Below are 21,757 nucleotides of genomic sequence, written 5' to 3' on the forward strand. Positions count from 1 at the left end.
GCCTGGCCACCCGGCTCTTAGTCCAACGTACCCGGGGGCGGCCGGACTATTCGCGCGAATTACGAAACTACCAAGTAGAAACTAAGACACAAGGTTCGCGGCGGCCGTGTCCATGTGCTCCAAAATGGTCTTGCGGGCCAGGGTGGCGTCGCCCGTGTCGATGGCGGCCACGATGTCCCGGTGGCGGTCCACACTCATGTTGCTGACGCCTTTTTCCAGCCCCGCGAACATGATGGACATCCTGATGGACCCTTCAAGCGACTCCCACGAGTGGAGGAGTGTCTCGTTCCCGGTCAGCCTGCACAGGGTGCGGTGGAATTCAAGATCGGACTCGATGCGTTCCTCCAGCGTTCCGTTGGCGGCTGCCGCCATCGCGTCTATGGCTTTGTGCAGTGATTCGGTGACCTGCTGCCGCTCCGGCAGTTCGCACAGGGTGCGGGCGGCGAGTGACTCGAGGGCCGCGCGCACGGCGTAGATGTCCCGGATTTCCTTCTCGTCCAGGTGCCGGACTGACAGCCGCCCGCGCGGCCCGGCGGCGAGCAGGCCCTCCTGTTCAAGCTGGCGGAGGGCCTCGCGGAGTGTGCCCCGGCTGATCTGGAGCATGTCCGAGAGTTCGGTTTCCACCAGATGCCTGCCGGGCTCCAGCTCCCCGCTGGTGATCGCGGTCCTCAGCGCCGCGAGGGCCTGCTCCCGCAGGCTCCGCTTTTGCAGTCCCAGCAGCGGTGCTGTCACTCCGGCCATCGTTTTGTCCTCAATGTTGGAAGTCGACTGTTTACAGTCGGCGTAGTTTCGATAGTACGGCAGAAGCACGGCCCCGGCTGGAACCGGTGCCGTGCTTCCTTGGGCCCCTGGTGTCAGCCGAGCTCGGCCAGCACCTTGGCGACGATCCGGTCCACCGCCAGGCCGTAGCGGTCGTGGAGGGTGGGCAGCGCGCCGGCGTCCAGGAACTGGTCCGGCAGTGCCACGGGGACCACGCGCTTGCCCAGGCCGGCCGTAACGACGGCGGAGGCAACGGTCTCGAACAGGCCGCCCACCACCGAGTGGTTTTCCAGTGTCACGGCCAGCCGGTCGGTGTTGATTTCCGCCAGGACGGTGGCGGCGTCGAACGGCTTGATGGTGGGGGCGTGCACGACGGCGACATCCACGTTGTGTGCCGCCAGCGCCTTGGCTGCCTGCAGCGCCCGCATGGTCATCAGGCCGGACGAGATGAACACGACGTCGTTGCCGCCGCGCAGCACCTTCGCCTTGCCCAGCTCAAACGTGTAGCCGTACTCATCCAGGACCGTGGGTACATTTCCCCGCAGCAGGCGCAGGTACGTGGGACCGTCGCTGGCAGCCAGTTGCGGGACGGCCTGCTCGATGTCGATCGAGTCGCAGGGGTCCACGATGGTCAGGTTGGGCATGCCGCGGAAGATCGCCATGTCCTCTGTGGCCTGGTGGCTGGGCCCGTACCCGGTGGTCAGGCCCGGCAGGCCACCCACGATGTTCACGTTCAGGTTCGGTTCGGCGGCGTCCAGGCACAGGAAGTCGTAGGCCCGGCGGGCGGCGAATACGGAGTAGGTGGACGCGAACGGCACCAGCCCGGTTTCGGCCAGGCCGGCGGCTGCGCCGAAGAGCAGCTGCTCCGCCATGCCCATCTGGAAGAACCGCTCCGGGAACGCCTTGGCGAAGATGTGCATATCCGTGTACTTGCCCAGGTCAGCGGTGAGGCCCACGATTTTGTCGTTTTGCTGAGCGGCTTTGACCAGGGCGTGCCCGAAGGGGGCGGATGCCGTCTTCTGGCCAGGGTCGGCGAAGGACGCGATCATCGCCGAGGTCTTGAGCTTCGGCTTGGCGGCTGTCGTGGTGTCGGGAGCCTCGGTGGAGGTGCTCACTTGGTGTCTCCTTCGGTGGCGTTGTAGCCAGCAGTCAGCTGCTCGCGGCAGATCTGCCATTCGTGTTCGTCGATGCGCATGAAGTGCGCCTTTTCGCGGTTTTCCAGCAGCGGAACTCCGCGGCCCACCTTGGTGTCGCACAGGATCACCGAGGGACGTCCGACGGCGGCGGCCTGGGCGGCCGCGTTGTCGAACGCCGCCAGCAACGCGCCGACGTCGTTCCCGTCCACCCGCTGCGTGTACCAGCCGAACGATTCCCACTTTTCGGTGACCGGCTCGGTGCGGAGCACGGTGTCTGTCTTGCCGTCCGCCTGGAGTGCGTTGATGTCCACCATGGCGGTGAGGTTGCCCAGCTGGTGGTGGTGGGCGCCCATGGCTGCTTCCCACGTGGAGCCTTCATCCAGCTCGCCGTCGGACAGGAAGTTGAACACCCTTGCTTCTGAGCCCTGGTACCGCAGGCCAAGGGCCATGCCGACGGCGATAGTCAGGCCGTGGCCCAGGGAGCCGCCGGAGATTTCCATGCCGGGCGTGTAGGTGGACATTCCGGACATCGGCAGCCGTGAGTCGTCTGAGCCGTAGGTCTCCAGCTCCTCCACCGGGACGATCCCGGCTTCGGCAAGGGCCGCGTAGTGGCCGATGGCATAGTGGCCCGTGGAAAGCAGGAACCGGTCCCGGGCCTCCCAGTGCGGGTCCTCGGCGCGGAAGCGGAGCTGGTCACCGTAGACCGTGGCCAGCATGTCCGCCGCGCCCAGGGCCTGGCCCACGTAGCCCTGGCCCTGGACCACGTAGCCCTGGCCCTGGACCTCGCCCATGTTCAGGGCGTGGTGCCTGATCCGGTACGCGGCGCTGCTGATCTTTGCGAACCGTTCCTGCGTCACCCCGTTCTGGACGGTGTGTTCCTGGATGGTATCCGTTGGCATGTCTCGCTCCGTGGTTGTTTCGTGGGTGGCGGTCATTAGACGCTCACCGTGTTCGGGGTGCTTTTGGTGGCTTCCTCGGCCAGCTGGCGCTCGCGCTTTCCCCAGGTTTCCCGGGTGACCACGGCGGCCCAGAGGCCGATCGCGGCGTAGAAACTGAAGAGGAGTGCCGGGCCCATCCAGCCCAGGGCGACGAACAGCAGGGTGGTGACGAAGGGCGTGAAGCCGGAGACCATGGCTGAGATCTGGTAGGCCAGGGAGGCTCCGGAGGAGCGGGTCTTGGCCTGGAACAGTTCGGGGAACCATGGGCCCTGGGCGCCGGCAAGGGAGTTCTGGCAGACGGCGTAGGAGATGACGATCGTGGCGATGACGAAGATGAACAGGCCGGTGTTGACCAGCAGGAACATCGGGATGCCGAACAGGGCGGCGAAAGCGCAGGACCAGACGTACAGCGGCCGGCGGCCGATGCGGTCCGTGAGGCGGGCCCAGGCCATGGTGGCGAAGATGCCAATGAAGGATGCGATGCAGAGGGCTACGAGCGTTTCGGTCTTGTCTGCGAGCTGCTGCGTGTGCAGGTAGGAAATCATGTACGTGATTGACACGGCGTAGCCGGCAGTCTCGGCAATGCGGAGGCCAATGCCGCGGACGATGCTGCGCCAGTCGGTCCTGATGACCTCGATGATGGGCGACTTCACAATGGAGCCGCTTTCCTTGACCTCATCGAAGACGGGTGACTCAGGAACCTTGGACCGGATGATCAGGCCGACGGCGACGAGCACGATGCTTGCGAGGAACGGGACGCGCCAGGCGAGCTCGCCGCCGAGGTTCACGCTGACCAGGAAGACGAGGTTGGCCAGCAGCAGGCCCACAGGGAAGCCGGCCTGCACGATACCCGTGTACTTGCCCTTGGACTTCCACGGCGCGTGCTCGTAGCTCATCAGGATGGCGCCACCCCATTCAGCACCGAAGGCAAGGCCCTGGACGATGCGTACAAACACCAGCAGTGCCGGCGCCAGCAGGCCAACCTGTTCGTAGGTAGGGAGCAGGCCGATGAGGAACGTGGCCACTCCCATCAGGATCAGGGAGGCCACCAGGACGGGCTTGCGGCCCACCTTGTCACCCAGGTGGCCGCCAATGATGCCGCCGATGGGGCGGGCAGCGAAGCCAACGCCGAGGGTGGCGAAGGCAGCCAGGGTGCCGGTGACCGGATCACCGGTGGGGAAGAAGGCAGTCCCGAAGTACAGCGCAGCGGCGGTGCCGAACCCGATGAAGTCGTATGTCTCAATGACAGCGCCGACACCTGAGCCATAGGCGACGCGCTTGGCGTCCTTGGTGCCATGGACATGCCCGCGCATTTTCAGAGCTTCATTGCTCATGGTGGTTCCCTTTCGAAAAGCGGCCGGATCGGATCCCCGCTGTCGACTGTTAACAAAATGATAGCTCCCAGTGTGACCTAGGCCATGCCGACTGTCAACAGTCAACTTCGAGAGTTGACTGTTGACAGTTAACTAAACTAATGTGGTGCCCATCACTAGTCATGGGCATGGCCCGGGCTTGGCACGAACAAGAGGATCAATGATGTTCCATTCGCGGCTTGGGTGCTCATCCATCAGCTTCCGGCACCAGGAACTGGCTCTGGCCCTGCGCACCATGAAGGACCTTGGCTTCGAGGAAATCGACCTCGGCGCCCTTCCCGGGGTGTGCGACCACGTGCCCTACAACCTTGATCCTGAAGCGGTGGCCGCCGTCGCTGCTGAGGTTTCGGCGTCGGGCCTTCGCGTGCGCTCAGTGAACGGCGACATCGGGGACCTCAACGCAGTGCTCGACGCCGATGCCCGGTCAGCGCGGACACAGCACCTTGACGCCCTGCTGACCTTGGCCGCGGACACGGGCGCGCGGGCGCTGGTCCTTCCCTGCGGCTCCCTGGACCACACCCCGGTCCGAGGCCTCGACGAGGACCTGGACACCATCACTGGCCAGCTGGTCAACGCCAGTGAACGCGCTGCCGGCTTTGGCGTTGAACTCTGGACCGAATCCCTGCATTTCCTGCGTTTCTGTTGGAACCTCGAGCGTGCAGGACTCCTGGCTGACCGGCTGGCGGGATCCGGCGTCGGAATCGTTATGGACTTCAGCCACATCACGGCGGCCGGCGAGGACGTCCATGCCTACCTCGACCGGCACCAGGGACGCATCAGCCACGTCCATTTGCGCGACGCCGTCCCGGGAAACATCAACCTCAGCATCGGCAATGGCACAGCCGACTTCGCAGGCGGCCTCAAGCGGCTGGCCGCGGACGGCTATACCGGACACTTCTCGCTCGAACTCGAAACCCGGGACGTCACCCACGGCGAGCGCCCCGCCGCGGCCGCCAAGGCCGCCAGCTTCATTACCGACCTCATCTGACCATCGACCCAAAGAAAACCTAAGGAGCACCATCATGAGCACCATCCAGCGCACCGCCGTCCTCACCGGAGCCACCTCGGACCGGGGCATCGGCATCACCACCGCCCGCCGCTACGCCAGCCAGGGCTGGGCCGTTGTCATCTTGGACCTCGACGGCGAGAAGTCCGCCAAGGTCGCCGCCGACATCGGCAATGAATTCAACGTCCCCGCCTTCGGCCACGAGATCGACGTCGCCAACGAAGCGTCCGTGACCGCCGCGCAAGCCGCCGTCGCAGCCGAAGTCACCGCCGGCAACCTGCCGCCGGTGGGCGCCCTGGCCAACATCGCCGGCATCACCTCGCCCGTTCCGTTCCTGGAAACCACCCTTGAGCTCTGGCACAAGGTCATGGACGTCAACGCCACCGGCACCTACCTGGTAACCAAGGCCTTCCTGCCGGACATGATCGGGAACGGCTGGGGCCGCATCGTGAACATGTCATCGGTCTCCGCCCAGCGCGGCGGCGGCGTGTTCGGCAAGGTTCCCTACTCCGCAGCCAAGGCCGCCATCCTCGGCTTCACCAAGGCGCTTGCCCGCGAGCTCGGCGCCACCGGCGTCACCGTCAACGCCATTACCCCGGGCGCCGTGGACACTAACATCCGCGTAGGCAGCACCGAGGAACAGGAAGCCGCCATCAACGCCGGCATCCCGCTGGGCCGCAACGCCACCACGGAGGAAGTCGCGGCCGTGATCACGTTCCTGTCCTCCGAGGACTCTGCCTACCTCACGGGCACCACCGTGGACATCAATGGCGGAAGCCACATGCACTAGGAGCCCACCGGAACCCACCTCCACCCGGACGACCGCACGTCAGAGAGCCCACCATGACAAAAATTTTCAATGACCCCTCAGATTTCGCCGAGGAGGCCCTGGCGGGCTTTTGCGACGTCCACGCGGACCTGGTGCGCCAGGTCCCGGGCGGCGCGGTGCGGCGCTCCCGCCCTGCGCAGCCCAAGGTTGCCGTCCTTGCCGGTGGCGGGTCAGGGCATTACCCGGCTTTCGCCGGCCTCATCGGAACAGGTTTGGCTGACGGCGCCGTGGTGGGCAATATCTTCACCTCCCCTTCGGCGCAGCAGGCGTACGCCGTGGCCAAGGCAGCAGAGTCCGGAGCCGGCGTCGTCTTCACCTACGGGAACTACGCCGGGGACGTGATGAACTTCGCCATGGCCAGCGAACGCCTGGCTGCAGAGGGCATAGCCGTGGAGAACGTCCTGGTGACGGACGACATCGCCAGCGCGCCGGCGTCGGAATCAGAAAAGCGCCGCGGCATCGCCGGCGACTTCACCGTCTTCAAGGTCATGGGGGCCGCCGCCGAGCGCGGTGACAGCCTGGCCGACGTCGTTCGCCTGGGCCGCAAGGCCAACCGTCTCACCCGCACTATCGGCAGCGCCTTTGCCGGTTGCACGTTCCCCGGTGCGGATTCACCGCTGTTCTCCCTGCCCGACGGGCAGATGGGGCTTGGCCTGGGAATCCACGGTGAACCCGGACTTTTCGATACGGACCTGCCGCCGGCAAAGGCACTGGGTGAAGAGCTTGTGGCCCGCCTGCTGGCAGAGACCCCGCCCAACGCGGGCGGTCGGATCGCCGTCATCCTCAACGGACTGGGGTCTACAAAGCACGAGGAGCTCTTCGTTCTCTGGGGCACCGTGGCCCCGCTGCTCCGGGCGGCCGGATACACCCTGGTGATGCCGGAAGTCGGAGAACTCGTCACCAGCCTGGACATGGCCGGGGTTTCGCTCACCGTCACCTGGCTGGATGGGGAGCTGGAGCCGTTGTGGCTCGCCCCGGCGGAAACGCCAGCCTACCGCCGCGGCAACACAGTCCGGGAAACCGGAGCGGCGGCCGAGCAGGGAACGTCCGACGCCGACGCAACTTCCGCCCCGTTCGTGGCTACCGGTGCCTCCCGGGACTATGCCACAGCATGCCTCGCCGCGCTGGAGGCCACGCAGTCCCTGCTGCACGACGCCGAGGAGCGGCTTGGCAGGATGGACGCGGTTGCCGGCGACGGCGACCACGGACGCGGCATGGTGCGGGGGATTGACGCTGCCGCGGCGGCTGCTTCCGCAGCCCTTGGGCACGGGGCCGGTGCCGGCGATGTGCTGGCGGCCGCCGGTGATGCCTGGGCGGATAAGGCAGGCGGGACCTCCGGCGTCCTGTGGGGAGCCGGCCTGCGGGCCTTCGGCGAAGCTGTGGGCAACAGTTCGGCGCCGGAACCTGAACAGCTGGCAGCTGCAGTAAGGGCCTTCGCTGACCGGATTGTTGGGCTCGGGAAGGCCGAGGCAGGCGACAAGACCATGGTGGACGCATTGTTGCCGTTCGCGTCCGCCTTTGCCGGCCTGGTGGCAGCAGGTGCGGAACCGGGCCGGGCGTGGGAGGACGCCGCCCGCGACGCCACGGCAGCAGCCCAAGCCACGGCCGGCCTCATGCCCCTCAAGGGCCGGGCCCGCCCGCTGGCCGAAAAGAGCCTGGGCACACCGGACCCCGGCGCAACCTCGCTGGCCATGATCTTCACCGTCATGGGCCCGCACCTCACCGCCGCCGCATCCCGGGAATCCGTTGGAGTGCGGCAATGAACACTGAAGGAAGAACTATGGGACTGAGGCTTGTTGTTGGTGCAGACGAGGCGGGAGTCGATTACAAGGACAAGGTCCTTGAGGACCTCCGGCAGGACCCCCGGGTCAGCGAGGTGATCGATATTGGGGTCAACCGTTCCGATGCTCCGGATGACTTCACCAGGCCGTATCCGTACGTGGGTATCGCGGCCGGAGAAATGATCAGGGACGGTGCCGCGGACCGGGCGATCCTCTTTTGCGGCACCGGCATCGGTGTGGCCATCGCGGCGAACAAGGTGGAGGGAATCAGGGCCACCGCGGCGCACGACTCCTTCTCCGTGGAACGCTCTGTCCTGTCCAACGACTGCCAGGTCCTGACAATGGGCCAGCGCGTGGTGGGCATCGAACTCGCGCGCCGGCTCGTCCGGGAGTGGATCGGCTACACCTTCGACCCTGCCTCCGCATCCGCGGGAAAGGTCAAGGTCCTGACGGACTTCGAAGCCTGCTAGGCCCTGTGCTTCTGCCAAGGCCTGTCCAGCTGCAGGAAGGATCACGATGGAGACTTACCGGTTCAGGGACTGGAACCGCCTGATCGGCATTCCCGTGGAGGTCCGGAAGGACTTTGAGCACGTCCGGTCGGGCGTGGTGGACGATGCCATGGAGGATTCTTCAGCCCTGTGGCTCGCCGCGGATGCTTCCTCAGGCCGGGCGCTTTTCGCAGCTGCCGAGGGCTACGAGGTGTGGATCCGGCCCCGGGAGCTGGAAGGAAGGCTGTGCTACAAGATGGCCGCGGCCCTGCGGCCAATTCCTGCAGGTGCCACAGGCCGGGCATAGCCACGAGTGGGCGTGTCCATATGCTCAAGGGCTGTGATTCGGGGAGGCCTGTTCCTACACTGGGGTGATGATCACAGTCACCGGAAGTGTGGAAACCAAACTGTCCGCGGAAAAGGCCTTTGCCTTCCTGAGCGCGTTCGAGAACACCAGCGAGTGGGACCCCAACACCCCGGTCATGGATAAACTGACGCCCGGTCCGGTCGCCGTGGGGCACCGGTACCACGCCGAGTCCGAATTCCGGGGCAAGCGCCAGTCGCTTGAATATGAGGTTATCGAGCTCACCGAGAACCACATCAAGCTCCGCGGCCACAATAAAACGGTCACGGCCTTCGACTCGATCGACGTCAGCCCCAGCGGCACCGGTTCAGAGGTGAAGTACACGGCCGAGTTCAGCATCAACGGCCCGGCCAAGATCATCCAGCCACTCCTCAAGCCTGCGTTTATGTCCTTGCGGGACCCCGCACTGAACGGAATCCGGGACACGCTCAACTCGCTGGCAGCTGCCTGAGCCAACGCACGCCAATCCAACGCCGGGCGGCCGCACCCGCGGCCCTTCGGGATGGTGGCCCTTCGGGATGGCGGCTCAGCGGGCAGCGGCTGCGAACAACTCCCGGAGCTCCCGCCGGGGATCGTCCTCTACCCGGAGCTCCTGGTCCAGGATCGCAGTGGCCCGCAACGGTCCATACTCCGGCCATTCCAGTCCGGGCAGCCGGGGAACTCCGGCCTCCGCGAAGGACGCCCACGCACCGCTCATGGCCTCGCTCAGGGAGGCCGGCGCCTTGCCGCGGGTGAGGAAGGCTGCCTGCGGAGTCTCCACATGCCGGAAGACGAACGGGATGTCCAGTGCGTGGCAGGCCCCCAGCTTTCCGCCCATGGCCGGGCTGCGCCAGGTGAAAAGGTAGGAGAAGTTCCGGCCCTCGGATCCGCTCCGCGCGTCGAGGAGCCTATTGCTTGGCTGCCGGTACACGGAATCGGCAATGGCGGCCTCCAGCAGCTGCCTGCCGCTCGGTTCGGCGTCCAGGACCTGCTCGAGGGCGGCCGCGTAGCCCGCGGTGTGCCCCGGCTGGAGGCCGCCGGTACTGGCCAGCACGGCCGCGGCCCTGTCCGGGTAGCCGGGGTCTCCAGGTGCGGGCGGCCGCATTTCAACGGCGAAGGAGCCTTCATTGAGGTTCGTCCCAAGCAGCAGGTCCACCCCTGTGTTGAGCCCGCCGCGCACCGCGTCCAGGGGAGGCCGCGGAAGTGAAGGGGTCCCGGCAGCGGGCTGGAATGGTAGGGGAACCGCGAATGTCGCGGCCGCCGTCCGCTGCACCAGTAGCTCCTGGGCTTCCAGGATCCGTTCAACGGGCAGGGCAAGGATCTCCCCGGCCCGGGTCCGGTCCAGGCCGCACAATTCAAGAAACTCCGCACACACGCGGGCGGACTCCTGCGGGCTCCGGTAGCGTTCCGCGGTGCCGCTCTGCATGATGGCGCGCCTGAAAAAGCCGGCCGACGACGGCATGCCCAGGAGGGTGCCGACGGCCGCCGCCCCGGCCGACTCCCCGAACACGGTGACGTTGCCGGGGTCGCCGCCGAAAGCCGCGATGTTGCCCTGCACCCACCGCAGCGCTTCCAGCAGGTCCAGGAGGCCAAGGTTTGAGGAGTCCTCATAACCGGCGCCCAGCACGTCCGCCAGATGCAGGAAGCCCAGGGCGCCCAGCCGGTAATTGACCGTGACCACCACGGTGCCCGTCGCAGCGGCGAGGCCGCCGCCGTCGTACATCACGTCACTGTTGGAGCCGGAAAGGTAGGCGCCGCCATGAACCCACACCATCACAGGCCGGGCCGTGCCCGCGGTGCCGGGGGTCCAGATGTTCAGGTTGAGGCAGTCCTGCTCACTCCACGTCCGCGGTTCCTGGCCGGGCGGGGCGGGGGATTCGGGGTTCTGCGGCGCGGCCGGACCGGGTGCCGTGCAGTCACGCACCCCCTGCCATGGAGCTGCGGGCACCGGCGGGCGGAAGCGCCGGGATCCTGTCGGCGGCCCGGCGTACGGTATTCCCAGGAAACGGTGGACGGTTGTTTCTTCCACTGCCACCGTGGTTCCGCGGACTGTTCCCGTCCGTGGGTGGGCGTCTGTCATGGTTGACACCTTAGGTCTTTCCCGGCGGGCGTGCGGTTGAGGGGCGAAACTGCCCGCATTCCGCTACGTGGGTGGGTATGGGCCCCGCGAATCACTGTGCGCCTGGACCAGGGGGGAACTGCTCAACGGTGCCCTGGCGGACACGCCCGCGTCAGCGCAATGTTCGGTGACCCCCTGGGCCAGCGCGTCACGGTCCCTGGCGGGAAGCCCTGCCAGTCCGGCACAGTAGTCCCTGATTTCCTGCTCCGAGGCGTCGCCGCCCAGGGCCAGATGGTCCAGCCAGAGCCTGCCCGGGTCCAGCCCATGCTCAAGTATCACCGCACCGGTCAGGGCCTGCTGGTCCACGCTGTCCATCGTCCGTCCGTCCCCTCGGGATAGTTCTCCTCCCAAGGGTTTCGGAGCGGCGACGGCTGCTGGATGGGTGGGTTGGGGGTGCTGGTCAGGCCGGCTGGACTGCCGGCTCCCGCACTGACTGGGCGGAAAGTTCCCGTGACCGGCCGCCAAGCCAGCGTGCACTCTCTTTGGGGGTGCGTTCCTGGGTTTCCCGGTCCACGGCGATGAGCCCGAACTTCGGACCGTAGCCGAACACCCATTCGTAGTTATCGAACGCGGTCCAGGCGATGTAGCCGTGCACCTCGATGCCGTCCGCAATGCAGGAGGCAACGCCGTCGACAGCTGCCTTCAGGTACGCCACGCGCTGCGTGTCATCCTCGGTGGCCAGGCCGTTCTCGGTGACGATCACGGGGATGCCGGCGATCCGGTGTGCCTCCCGGATGGTTGCCTCGAGGGCCTGCGGGTAGATTTCCTCGCCCATCTGGTTCGTTTCCGCGCCTTCCGGCGCCGGCACGTGGCCGTTCGGGCCGTAGACCGTGCGGCCGTAGGTCTGGATCCCCACGAAGTCGTCGCCCCGGGAGGCCTCCAGGAAGCGCTCGTTGACGTCGCGGCGCACCTGGTCAGCAAGTTCCTGGCCCCCCTCGATGGACTGGATGTCGGAGTTCGCGAGCGTCCAGCCCACGGGAAGATCGGGGCGGCGGGCCTTGATGGCAGCGGTGGCGGCACGGTGCGCCGCCACCTTCACGTCGAATCCGGCCTCCGTCGAGGAGAACTGGAACGGGGCAATGGTGGAGGCGTCCACGCCCAGGCGATCCGCGGCTGCGGCCCACACCGGCACGGAGCCTCGGTTTTCCGGGGCGACGCCGCCAATGCCGAACGACTCGAGCAGCCAGGGCAGGTTTGGTTCGTTCAGGGTGCAGGCGACGCCGATGAGGTCACCCAGGTGCTCCATCACCCGGTCGCAATACCTGGCAAAGAGCCCGGCCGTCCGGGAGCCTTCCCAGCCGCCGAGGGCCAGCAGCCAGCGCGGGGACGTGAAGTGGTGGAACGTGACCACCGGGACGAGGCCGTGCTCATGGCAGGCCTTCAGCATGCGGCGGTAGTGGTCCAGCTCGGCCGTGGAGAAGAGTCCTTCTTCCGGCTCGATGCGTGCCCATTCGACGGAGAAGCGGTAGCTGGTGAACCCCAGGCTCGCGATCAGTGCGATGTCCTCGCGGTAGCGGTGGTAGTGGTCCACCGCATCTCCGGACGGTTCGGAGAACATGCTGCCGGGGAGGTGCTCCAGGAACCAGGTATCGCTGTTGACGTTGTTTCCCTCCACCTGGTGGCCGGCGCTGGCGACGCCCCAGAGGAAGTCCTGCGGGAATGGTGATGCCGTGGTCATGTGGTTCCTTTCGGGTCAGCGCCGACGAACAGCGCACGGGCCTCTCTGCCCTGGCTTCCAATCCTTTCCCGTGAGGTGACCGGGGCCACAATACTTTTTCAATCAATGACATTCTCATGTGAGTGCCCAGTAAGCCCGGCCGATGCTTGTGAAGAGCCGGCGAGCAGCCAGCCCCCCCACAGTTCTTCTCCGATGTCACATCAGAATGCAAAGGCGCACTACATGAAACTCCTGAACTCCACTGCCCGTGCGAGCTCCGCCGTTCTGGCCGGCGCGCTCCTGCTGGGATCATTGACCGCCTGCGGCGGCGGCTCCAGCCAGGCCACTGCCAAAGTGGATACCAGCACCCTGACCCTCGCCATCGACAGCGACTCGGCCTCGTTCGGCTTCGACCCGCTGCGCGTCTCGGCTGCCCAGCGGCAGTTCTTTGAGGGCCTCTACGAAAGCCTGATGGCTTTGCAGCCGGACGGCTCCGCAGGTCCGGGCCTGGCCAAGGAGTTCAGCTACAACGCAGACAACACGGTCCTGACGCTCACCCTCAAGGACGATGTGACCTTCACGGACGGCTCAAAGCTCGACGCCGAGCTGGTCAAGGCGAACCTGGACCGCCGGTCTGACCCCGCATTGAGCGCGTACTCGGCGGTGGCCAAGGGCGGCGCCCAGGAAATCACCTCCGTTGACGTGGTCAGCCCCACCCAGGTGGCCCTGACCTTCGCCAAGCCCCAGCCGGGATTCGAGAAGAACCTGGCATCCACCACCGGCATGATCGTGGGCAAGAACGGCGTCACCGACTCCGCCAGCCTCGCCGCGACCCCGGCAGGCTCCGGCCCCTACACGCTGGATCCCTCCACCGTGAAGGGCAACAAATACGTCCTGGTGAAGAAGGCGGACAGCCCGGAAGCCTCCAGGTACGCCTTCGACAAGGTCATCTTCAGCGTGGTCCAGGACCCCCAGGCGCGGGCAAACGCGCTGGTGTCCGGCCAGGCGGATGTGGCAATGCTGACCTCCTCAACAGTCGACTTCGCCAAGTCCAAGGGCGTAGGTGTGTCCCAGATCGGCGGCACGGTCAACACCATGATCTCCTTTGACAAGATCGGCAAGACCGCCCCGGCGTTCGCGGAGGAGAAGGTCCGCCAGGCGATCCAATACGCCATCAACCGCCAGGCCCTGGTGGAAGCGCTGCACAAGGGTGACATCCCCGCCTGGAACGCCCTGCCCAAGGACTCCGCCGGCTTCACCAAGGACCTCGAAACCTCATTCGCCTACAACCCGGAAAAGGCCAAGAGCCTGCTGGCCGAGGCCGGCTACCCGAACGGCTTCGAGTTCACCATCATCGCCGGCGCCCAGACCCAGACGGACCTGCAGGCAATCCAGAAGGACCTCGCCGCCGTCGGAATCACCATGAACGTGAAGATGGCCGCCAGCACTGACGAAGCCTTTGCTGCCGTGGCCACCACGCCCCTGGGTTACGCACCGCTGAACTGGGACAACCCCGTCGGCGTGATGTACGGCGCCATCCTCAACGGCTTCACCAACGTCCAGAAGGCCACCGACGAGCAGCTCAGCGCCGCCACCGGCGAGCTCGCTGCCGCGAAGGACGACGCCGCCGCCAAGGCCGCGGCCACCAAGCTGAACACCCGGCTGGTGGAATCCGGCTGGATGATCCCGCTGTACGAGGCGCTGACCAACCAGGGCTACAACACCAAAAAGGTGGCCCCGGTGGAGTTCGCCGGCACCAACGCCTACCCGCTCCTCTCGTCCTACACACCGGCCAGCTAATTCCCGCTCCGGCCGGGCGGGCTCGCACAAGAGTCCGCCCGGCGGGGCCTGACCGATGGAGGTCACCATGGCACTATTCATCACCAAGCGCCTGTTGATGGCGGTGGCCACCGTGCTGGTGGTTGCGGTGCTGGCATTCCTGCTGGTGCACGCAATGCCTGGCAGCCCGGGAGCCGTATCCCTCGGTGCCGGCGCCAGCCAGGAAGCGATCGCTGAAGTCAACCAGCGCCTCGGCTGGAACGATCCGCTCCTGGCCCAGTTCTTCACGTGGCTCGGCGCCGCCGTCCAGGGCGACTTCGGAATCTCCCTCATTGACGGACGGTCGGTCAGTGCGGACCTTGCGAGCAGGCTCCCTGTCACAGCATCGCTTGCTGCCGGAGCAACGCTGCTCAGTGCTGTTCTTGGAATTGGACTGGGCGTCACCGCGGCTGTCCGCGGCGGCATGGTGGACCGCATCATCGGCGGCGTCTGCGGCATCGCCGTGGCCCTCCCGGCCTTCTGGATCGGCATCATCTTTGTCTACCTCCTGGCGGTCCAGTCCTCCGTTTTTCCGGCCACCGGCTATGTTCCGTTCGAGGCCTCGCCACAAGACTGGGCACTGTCACTGGCACTGCCCGTAATCACCTTGGCCGTGGGCGGGGGTGCGTTCATCGCCCGACAAACCAGGGCATCCATGCTTGAGGCGCTGCAGCAGGAACACATCCGGACCCTCCGGGCCACGGCCACCCCCACCTGGAAGATCCTGTACGTCCACGCCCTGCGCTATGCCAGCCTTCCGATCGTGGCCGGCATCGCGCTGCAGTTCATCCAGCTTTTTGGCGGCTCCGTCATCGCCGAGCAGCTGTTCGCCATGCCCGGCCTGGGCCAGGCCGTCCAGAACTCCGTCAGCACCCATGACGCCCCGTCCGTGCAGGGCGTGGTGGTGATCGCCACCGTGGTGGTGGTCGCCGTGAACCTGGTGCTGGAACTCGCCACCAAGTTCCTCGACCCGAAGTTGCGTGCCTCATGATCCCCAACGTTGCCCCCGCACCCGCAGATTCAGCGGAGCCGACGGCGGCTGCCGTCCCACCCAGGGCCCCCCGCCAAAGCGCGGCGAAGAAATTCGCCGGCAGCAAGCTGTTCGCCTCACCGGCAAGCGTCGCCGGGGTCCTCTGGCTTGCCGCCCTGGTGGCCGCCTCCCTGACCGCACCTCTCTGGCTGCCCTACAAGACCGAGGACCAGGACTTCACCGCTATCCTGTCCGGACCCACCGCCGCGCACTGGCTCGGCACAGACGAACTTGGCCGGGACCTCCTCAGCCGCATTTTCGCGTCCGCCTCCGGCACGCTGGGGACGTCCATGATCACGGTGATAGTCGCCGTCGGCCTCGGAACCCTCCTGGCCATGCTTGCGGCTGCCGCCGGTGACCGTGTGGAAACCGTCATCAGCCGCGTCACCGAAATCGTGATGTCCCTGCCCGGCACGGTCATCATCCTGGCCGTTATCGGTGCCGTGGGAACCAACATCCCCCTGATCATGGCCATCCTCGGCGTGCTGATCTCCGCGGGCATGTACCGGGTCATGCTGGGCCAGGCCAAGTCCCTCCAGTCCCAGCTCTACGTGGACGCAGCAAAGGTGGACGGCGCCAGCACGCTGGGCATCAGCCTCCGGCACGTCCTGCCCGGACTGACGAACACCATCGTGGTGCAGAGCGCCCTGATCTTCGCCGTCGGCATGCTCATCCAGGCCGGCCTTGCGTTCATCGGCTTCGGACCGCCCATTCCCGAACCGAGCTGGGGCGGCATGATTCAGGGCGCCTCCCAGAACGTCTACAACGCCCCGTGGCTCATGGTTCCCACCGGTGCCGTGCTGGCGCTGACGGTCCTCGCGGCCAATGCGATCGGCAACGCCCTCGGCAAGGCACCCAACGCCACCGCCTCACACTTGCCCTCGGCTGCGGCACGGCGACAGCGCGCCAAAGCGGTTGCCGAGAATGCTGCGGCTGCTCCGGCTGCGAAAGATGCACCAAAAGACACGCTCAGCGTCCGCAACCTCTCCGTCGGCGTTGACTCCATCGGTGCGGGCAAGGGGGTCCGCCTGGTCACGGACGTCTCCTTCGACGTCGAACCCGGAACCGTGCTGGGCCTTGTTGGGGAATCAGGCTGTGGAAAGACCATGACCGCGCTGTCCCTGCTGGGGCTGCTGCCGTCCGGAGTTTCCGTGACCGGCGGCCAGATCCTCTGGAACGGCAGGAACCTGGCTGCTGCAACGGACAAGGACATGGAAAGCGTCCGTGGACGCGAGGTCGCGCTGATCTCGCAGGAACCCATGCGCGCCCTGGACCCGATGTTCACCGTTGGCTACCAGCTGACCGCCGCCATCCGGCGCCTCCGCGGAGTGGGCAGGGCCGAGGCGAGAGCCGAAGCCCTTGCCCTGCTGGAGAAGGTGGGCATCGTGGACGCCGCGCGCATCCTGAAGACCTACCCGCACCAGATCAGCGGCGGCATGGCCCAGCGCGTGGCCATTGCCCTGGCGCTGTCCGGCCGGCCCCGGCTGCTTGTTGCGGACGAGCCCACCACAGCGCTGGACGTCACTGTCCAGGCCGAGATCCTTTCCCTGCTGCGCGGCCTGGTGAAGGACACCGGAATGTCCGTGGTGATGGTGACCCACGACCTCGGCGTGGTGGCCGACCTCTGCGACCAGGTGGCCGTGATGTACGCCGGCGAGGTGGTGGAGAACGGCCGGACGGACAGCATCCTGGACAACCCGCGGCACCCCTACACCCTGGCCCTGCTGGCGGCGGACCCGCATGCCAACCACGCCTCGGACATGCCCGAGCGACTGGCAACCATCAGCGGCCAGGTTCCCCAGCCCAAGGACTGGCCCAGCACCTGCCGGTTCGCCGCCCGCTGCCAGTTCGCCGGCTCCGCGTGCACGGTGCCCGTCCCGCTGCTTCCGTCCGGCACCGGGGACGGGTTGGTGCGCTGCGTCAAGGCGGACGAGCTCGCCGTCGAGGGCCTGGACTGGCTGGCCACGGACGTGCCCAGCCACCACGTCCTGAACCTCGTTGAAGCCAAGACAGCCGAAAAGGACCACGCATGAGCACCGCAACCTCAGTCCGCCCTGAAGCACCAGTGCCGGCCGCCGCCCAGCCCCTGCTGGATGTAAAGGACCTGGTGGTCCGCTACGGCCGCGGACGCAAGGCAGCCGCGGCGCCCGCCGCCGTCGACCGCGTCAGCTTCAGCATCGCCCCCGGGGAAACCGTGGGCCTGGTGGGGGAGTCCGGCTCGGGCAAATCCACCATCGGCAAGGCGATCCTGGGGCTGCAGAAAGTCTCAGGCGGGACCATCACCTATGAGGGCACGGACATCACGTCCGCCGGCGCCGCCCAGCGCAGGGCCCTGGGCGGGGAACTGCGGGCCGTCTTCCAGGACCCCAATTCCTCGCTGAATCCGCGGAACACCGTGGGCTCTTCGCTGGCAGAACCGCTACGGCTCCGCGGCGTGGGCGCTGCCGACGCCCGGCAGCGCGCGGAGGACATGCTGGAACGCGTGGGGCTTCCGCGTGATGCCGTGGACCGGTACCCCAGCCAGTTCTCCGGCGGCCAGCGCCAGCGCATCTCCGTGGCGCGGGCCCTCATCTGCGATCCCAAGCTGGTGGTCTGCGATGAAGCCGTGAGCGCGCTGGACCTCTCCACCCAGGCGCAGGTGCTGAACCTCCTGGCCGACCTGCGCGACGAACGCGGCCTGGGCTATCTGTTCATCGCCCACGACATCGCCGTGGTCCAGTTCCTGGCCCAGCGCGTCGTCGTCCTCTACCGCGGGCAAGTGATGGAAAGCGGACCTGCCGCTGCCGTCACCGAAGACCCCAAGCACCCCTTCACGCAGGCGCTCGTCGCAGCGTCACCCGTGCCGCGGCCTGCCGAACAGGCTGCACGCCGCGAAGCCCGGGAGTCGCTCGGTGTCCGCACGGGAGCAGCCGCCGTGCCAGCGCCCGGCGGCTGCCCCTTCCGGCTCCGCTGCCCGCTGGCCACGGACCTCTGCGCGGCTGAACGCCCCGCCCTCCGCACGGTGGGCGGATCCGCCGTCGCCTGCCACTACGCCACTTGATTCCCGGCGCAGGTCCCCAGACTTCCCTGCGCCAACGCTGAGAACGTCAATGCTTACGAGTACAGAAACGGAAAACCATCCCATGCCACTGGCACCCTGGCAAGCAGCCATGATCACCCCCGCTGAGGATTTCGACGGCGCCCCGTTCCTGCGGAAGGAGTTCCAGCTCGCGGAGGGGCACGGCGGCGTAGCCCGGGCCACCCTGGGCGCCACGGCTTTTGGCGTCTATGAGGCGCTCATCAACGGGGTTCCCGTGGGTGAGGACGTACTGAGCCCCGGCTGGAGCTCGTATGAATGGCGGCTCCGCTACCGCAGCTACGACGTGACGTCCCTGCTGGGGCCCACCACGGTGATCGGGGTGTCCCTGGGGAACGGCTGGTACCGCGGACGCCTCGCCTGGCACGGTATGTCCAACCTCTACGGCAGCGAGCTGGGGTTCTTCGGGCAGTTGGACATCGAGTTCGAGGACGGACACATCCAGACCGTGGCGTCTGATTCCTCCTGGCAGTCCGGCCCTTCAGCAACCACCTTCAACGATTTCTACGACGGGCAGACCATCGACGCGCGCCGGAACCAACCAGGCTGGGCGGCGCCGGACTTCGACGCCGGCGCGGGTCCAGGCAGCTGGGCCGGGGTGCGCGCCCTGGAGTTCGACGCCGGCCGGCTGGCTGAGCCGGTCAGCCCGCCGGTCGTGCGCACCGGCGTCGTCAATCCTGTGAAGGTGTTCATCTCGCCCAGCGGCAAAACACTGGTTGACTTCGGCCAGAACCTGGTGGGCTGGCTCCGGTTCACCGTCCAGGGCGAGGCAGGGCAGGCCATCACCGTGCGCCATGCGGAGGTGCTGGAGGACGGCGAGCTGGGCGTGCGTCCGCTCCGCTCTGCCAAGACCACGGACACGTTCATTCTCTCCGGCGGCGAGGACTTCTTCGAACCGACCAAGACGTTTCACGGCTTCCGCTATGCAGAAATCTCCGGCTGGCCTGGCACGCTCACTGAGGATTCGCTGGAGGCAGTGGTGGTCCACTCGGACCTTGAGCGCACCGGCACCTTCGAGTGTTCCAACGAACTGGTGAACAAGCTGCACCGCAACATCGTCTGGGGCCTGCGGGGCAACTTCCTGGACCTGCCCACGGACTGCCCCCAACGGGACGAACGGCTCGGCTGGACAGGGGATATCGCCGTCTTCGCGCCAACCGCGGCATTCCTCTACGACGTCAAGGGCTTCCTGCAGGACTGGCTCCTTGACCTCGCCGCCGAGCAGAAAGCAGCCGACGGCCTGGTGCCCATCACCGTCCCGGACGCCCTGAAGTACTGCCCGCAGCCGCCCGAGTTTCCGTCGCCGGAATCCTCCGCGCTCTGGAGCGAAGCGTCGGTTTGGGTTCCGTGGGCGCTCTGGGAGGCTTACGGGGACAGAACGGTCCTGGAGAACCAGTACGAATCCATGGCCTCGCACACACGCCGGGTGGAGGGCCTGCTCTCAGACACGGGACTCTGGGATACGGGTTTCCAGTTCGGCGACTGGCTGGACCCCGACGCCGAGCCGGACAAGCCGTGGGATGCGAAGGCGGACACCGGCGTGGTAGCCACCACGTGCATGTTCCGTACCGCCTCCATCACCGCCCGGACGGCGCGGCTGCTGGGCCGCCAGTCGGACGCGGAGTACTTCGAACAGCTGTCCGCGCGTGTCCAGGCCTCCTTCCTGGAGCACTACGTGTCCGGCGACGGCACAATCCACAGCGACTGCACCACGGTCTATGCGCTGGCGATTGCCTTCGGGATCCTTCCCAGCCGGGAGCACGTCGACTTTGCCGGAGAACGCCTCGCCGAGCTGGTCCGGAAAAACGACTACCGCGTCTCCACCGGCTTCGCCGGCACCCCCTTCATCACCCACGCCCTCACCGACACCGGGCATGCGGACGAGGCCTACCGCCTGCTCCTGGAGGAGGGCTGCCCGTCCTGGCTCTACCCCGTGACCATGGGCGCCACCACCGTCTGGGAACGCTGGGACTCGATGCTGCCGGACGGCACCATCAACCCGGGCGAGATGACCAGTTTCAACCACTACGCCCTGGGCGCGGTGGCGGACTGGATGCACAAGACGGTCGGCGGTATAAAGCCTTTGGCGCCCGGATATGGCAAGGTTCTCATCGCACCCGTACCTGGGCAGGGCATCGACTGGGCCAAGACCTCACTGAAGACCCCGCACGGAACCATCCGCGTGGAATGGAGGCTCGACGACGGCGCGTTCCACCTCGAGGCGACCGTACCTCAAGGGGTGGAGGCCGACGTCGTACTTCCGGACGGTGAGCCCCGCACCTTCCAGGGCGGCACCCACAGCTTCGATCACCGTATTGTGGCCGCCAACCTGGACAACCAGGGAAGCCGCTGATGGGCCGGAGCGGCCAGCCGGAGACCGTTCAACAACTGCGCCTCGGAGAGATCCGGATGCGCGACCCGTTCATACTCGAGACGGTTCCAGGTGAGTTTGTCCTGTTCGGGACCAGCGACGAGAACGTCTGGGGCGGACCAGCGACTGGCTTCGACTGCTACACCAGTAAGGACCTCGATCATTGGGATGAACCCATCGCCGCGTTCCGCCCACCACCGGGCTTTTGGGCGGACACCCAGTTCTGGGCGCCGGAGGTTCATGCTCTGGAAGGACGGTTCTTTATGTTCGCCACCTTCGCTACCTCCACCGGTGCGCGCCCCCGTGGAGTCGCAGTCCTTGTCTCGGATCATGCCACTGGCCCCTACCAGCCATGGAGTGACGGGCCGGTGACACCGGCAAACGAATCGTGCCTGGACGGAACCCTTTACGTCGATGATGACTCCACGCGCTGGCTTGTCTACAGTCGCGGGACGGAAGGGACATCCGACAGCCTGGGGATCGCCGACGGTGAAATGTACGCCCTCCGGCTGTCACAGGACCTGCGCGCCGGCGTTGGTGAGCCGATCCTGTTGTTCGCCGCCTCCTCGGCGGGCTGGACCCGGCCGCTGCGGTTTCCAGAAGGGGTGGAACCTCCGAAGGGCCTGCACCTTGCCAAAGATCCCCTGTTCACCGACGGGCCCTTCCTGCTCCGCTCAAACGAAGGGACTCTGCTGATGCTTTGGTCGAGCCATGGTGAGGCAGGGTACGCGATGGGCATCGCCGAGTCGCAGAGCGGAACCATCACGGGGCCCTGGATTCAGCACGAGGACCCCCTGTGGTCCAGCAACGGAGGTCACGGCATGGTTCTCCGCGCGTCCACCGGGCGAGACTACCTGGCCTTCCACTGGCCGAACAACACCCCTGACGAACGCGTCCAGCTCACCGAGGTCCACATCAACGGGGCCACCATAAAGATCCTGTGATCAAGGCCCCGTACTGAAGCCAGGCTTGTCCGGATCCCGGCAGGCAGGCCCCATGCCACACCGCTTTCCCGATCAGGAGACGCCCACCC

Annotated in this window: 19 protein-coding genes; 12 read left to right on the forward strand and 7 right to left on the reverse strand. The window is 66.7% G+C overall.

Going from position 1 to position 21,757, the window contains the following annotated elements; all coding sequences use genetic code 11:
- Positions 1-81 precede the first annotated feature (81 nt).
- The 4 genes from ACIQF4_RS12565 to ACIQF4_RS12580 form a co-directional block, all read right to left on the reverse strand.
- Positions 82-741 (reverse strand): GntR family transcriptional regulator, encoded by a 660-nt coding sequence (locus tag ACIQF4_RS12565; protein WP_350001178.1) that lies wholly within the window; start codon positions 739-741, stop codon positions 82-84.
- A 113-nt stretch (positions 742-854) separates the two neighbouring features.
- Positions 855-1,874, reverse strand: coding sequence for a transketolase family protein (locus tag ACIQF4_RS12570; protein WP_400515857.1), 1,020 nt, complete (start codon positions 1,872-1,874; stop codon positions 855-857).
- Positions 1,871-2,794, reverse strand: coding sequence for a transketolase (locus ACIQF4_RS12575; RefSeq protein ID WP_400515858.1), 924 nt, complete (start codon positions 2,792-2,794; stop codon positions 1,871-1,873). The genes ACIQF4_RS12570 and ACIQF4_RS12575 overlap by 4 nt, the downstream gene beginning before the upstream one ends.
- A 35-nt stretch (positions 2,795-2,829) precedes the next feature.
- Positions 2,830-4,167 (reverse strand): MFS transporter, encoded by a 1,338-nt coding sequence (locus tag ACIQF4_RS12580; RefSeq protein WP_400515859.1) that lies wholly within the window; start codon positions 4,165-4,167, stop codon positions 2,830-2,832.
- A gap of 202 nt (positions 4,168-4,369) precedes the next feature.
- Between ACIQF4_RS12580 and ACIQF4_RS12585 the strand changes: the two genes are divergently transcribed.
- The 6 genes from ACIQF4_RS12585 (at position 4,370) to ACIQF4_RS12610 (ending at position 9,125) form a co-directional block, all read left to right on the forward strand.
- Entirely contained in the window at positions 4,370-5,194 is an 825-nt protein-coding gene (locus tag ACIQF4_RS12585; protein WP_400515937.1) for a sugar phosphate isomerase/epimerase family protein, read from the forward strand.
- 34 nt (positions 5,195-5,228) lie between these two features.
- Positions 5,229-6,002 (forward strand): SDR family NAD(P)-dependent oxidoreductase, encoded by a 774-nt coding sequence (locus tag ACIQF4_RS12590; protein WP_350001170.1) that lies wholly within the window; start codon positions 5,229-5,231, stop codon positions 6,000-6,002.
- A 53-nt stretch (positions 6,003-6,055) separates the two neighbouring features.
- Entirely contained in the window at positions 6,056-7,804 is a 1,749-nt protein-coding gene (locus ACIQF4_RS12595) for a dihydroxyacetone kinase family protein (protein ID WP_400515860.1), read from the forward strand.
- A complete protein-coding gene (locus ACIQF4_RS12600) occupies positions 7,801-8,292 on the forward strand; it encodes a ribose-5-phosphate isomerase (RefSeq protein WP_286187294.1) in 492 nt (163 codons plus the stop codon). The genes ACIQF4_RS12595 and ACIQF4_RS12600 overlap by 4 nt, the downstream gene beginning before the upstream one ends.
- A gap of 46 nt (positions 8,293-8,338) precedes the next feature.
- Complete coding sequence (locus ACIQF4_RS12605) at positions 8,339-8,617, forward strand: hypothetical protein (protein ID WP_400515861.1); 279 nt, start codon at positions 8,339-8,341, stop codon at positions 8,615-8,617.
- A gap of 67 nt (positions 8,618-8,684) precedes the next feature.
- On the forward strand, positions 8,685-9,125 hold the full coding sequence (locus ACIQF4_RS12610; protein ID WP_231456143.1) for an SRPBCC family protein: 441 nt from the start codon (positions 8,685-8,687) through the stop codon (positions 9,123-9,125).
- Between the two features lie 75 nt (positions 9,126-9,200).
- On the opposite strand, the gene ACIQF4_RS12615 is transcribed toward ACIQF4_RS12610, so the two are convergent.
- From ACIQF4_RS12615 to ACIQF4_RS12625, 3 genes are all read right to left on the reverse strand, one after another.
- Complete coding sequence (locus ACIQF4_RS12615) at positions 9,201-10,733, reverse strand: carboxylesterase/lipase family protein (protein WP_400515862.1); 1,533 nt, start codon at positions 10,731-10,733, stop codon at positions 9,201-9,203.
- Between the two features lie 63 nt (positions 10,734-10,796).
- Entirely contained in the window at positions 10,797-11,087 is a 291-nt protein-coding gene (locus ACIQF4_RS12620) for a hypothetical protein (protein ID WP_400515863.1), read from the reverse strand.
- A gap of 85 nt (positions 11,088-11,172) precedes the next feature.
- Positions 11,173-12,450 (reverse strand): glycoside hydrolase family 1 protein, encoded by a 1,278-nt coding sequence (locus ACIQF4_RS12625; RefSeq protein ID WP_400515864.1) that lies wholly within the window; start codon positions 12,448-12,450, stop codon positions 11,173-11,175.
- 222 nt (positions 12,451-12,672) lie between these two features.
- On the opposite strand from ACIQF4_RS12625, the gene ACIQF4_RS12630 reads away from it, so the two are divergent.
- The 6 genes from ACIQF4_RS12630 (at position 12,673) to ACIQF4_RS12655 (ending at position 21,668) form a co-directional block, all read left to right on the forward strand.
- Positions 12,673-14,229 (forward strand): ABC transporter substrate-binding protein, encoded by a 1,557-nt coding sequence (locus tag ACIQF4_RS12630; protein WP_400515865.1) that lies wholly within the window; start codon positions 12,673-12,675, stop codon positions 14,227-14,229.
- 55 nt (positions 14,230-14,284) lie between these two features.
- The gene (locus ACIQF4_RS12635) at positions 14,285-15,238 is read left to right on the forward strand and encodes an ABC transporter permease (protein WP_350001154.1); all 954 of its coding nucleotides are present in this window, start codon (positions 14,285-14,287) and stop codon (positions 15,236-15,238) included.
- On the forward strand, positions 15,235-17,310 hold the full coding sequence (locus ACIQF4_RS12640) for a dipeptide/oligopeptide/nickel ABC transporter permease/ATP-binding protein (protein WP_400515866.1): 2,076 nt from the start codon (positions 15,235-15,237) through the stop codon (positions 17,308-17,310). Before ACIQF4_RS12635 ends, ACIQF4_RS12640 begins: the two co-directional genes overlap by 4 nt.
- Entirely contained in the window at positions 17,307-18,317 is a 1,011-nt protein-coding gene (locus tag ACIQF4_RS12645; protein WP_400515867.1) for an oligopeptide/dipeptide ABC transporter ATP-binding protein, read from the forward strand. The genes ACIQF4_RS12640 and ACIQF4_RS12645 overlap by 4 nt, the downstream gene beginning before the upstream one ends.
- Positions 18,318-18,399: 82 nt before the next feature.
- The gene (locus ACIQF4_RS12650) at positions 18,400-20,706 is read left to right on the forward strand and encodes a family 78 glycoside hydrolase catalytic domain (protein ID WP_400515868.1); all 2,307 of its coding nucleotides are present in this window, start codon (positions 18,400-18,402) and stop codon (positions 20,704-20,706) included.
- Positions 20,706-21,668: a glycoside hydrolase family 43 protein gene (locus tag ACIQF4_RS12655; protein WP_400515869.1), complete on the forward strand. Its 963-nt coding sequence runs from the start codon at positions 20,706-20,708 to the stop codon at positions 21,666-21,668. The genes ACIQF4_RS12650 and ACIQF4_RS12655 overlap by 1 nt, the downstream gene beginning before the upstream one ends.
- Positions 21,669-21,757 lie beyond the last annotated feature (89 nt).

Origin of the sequence: Pseudarthrobacter sp. NPDC092202 (assembly GCF_044755505.1) — a bacterium.
In the GTDB taxonomy this organism is placed as follows: Bacteria; Actinomycetota; Actinomycetes; order Actinomycetales; family Micrococcaceae; genus Arthrobacter.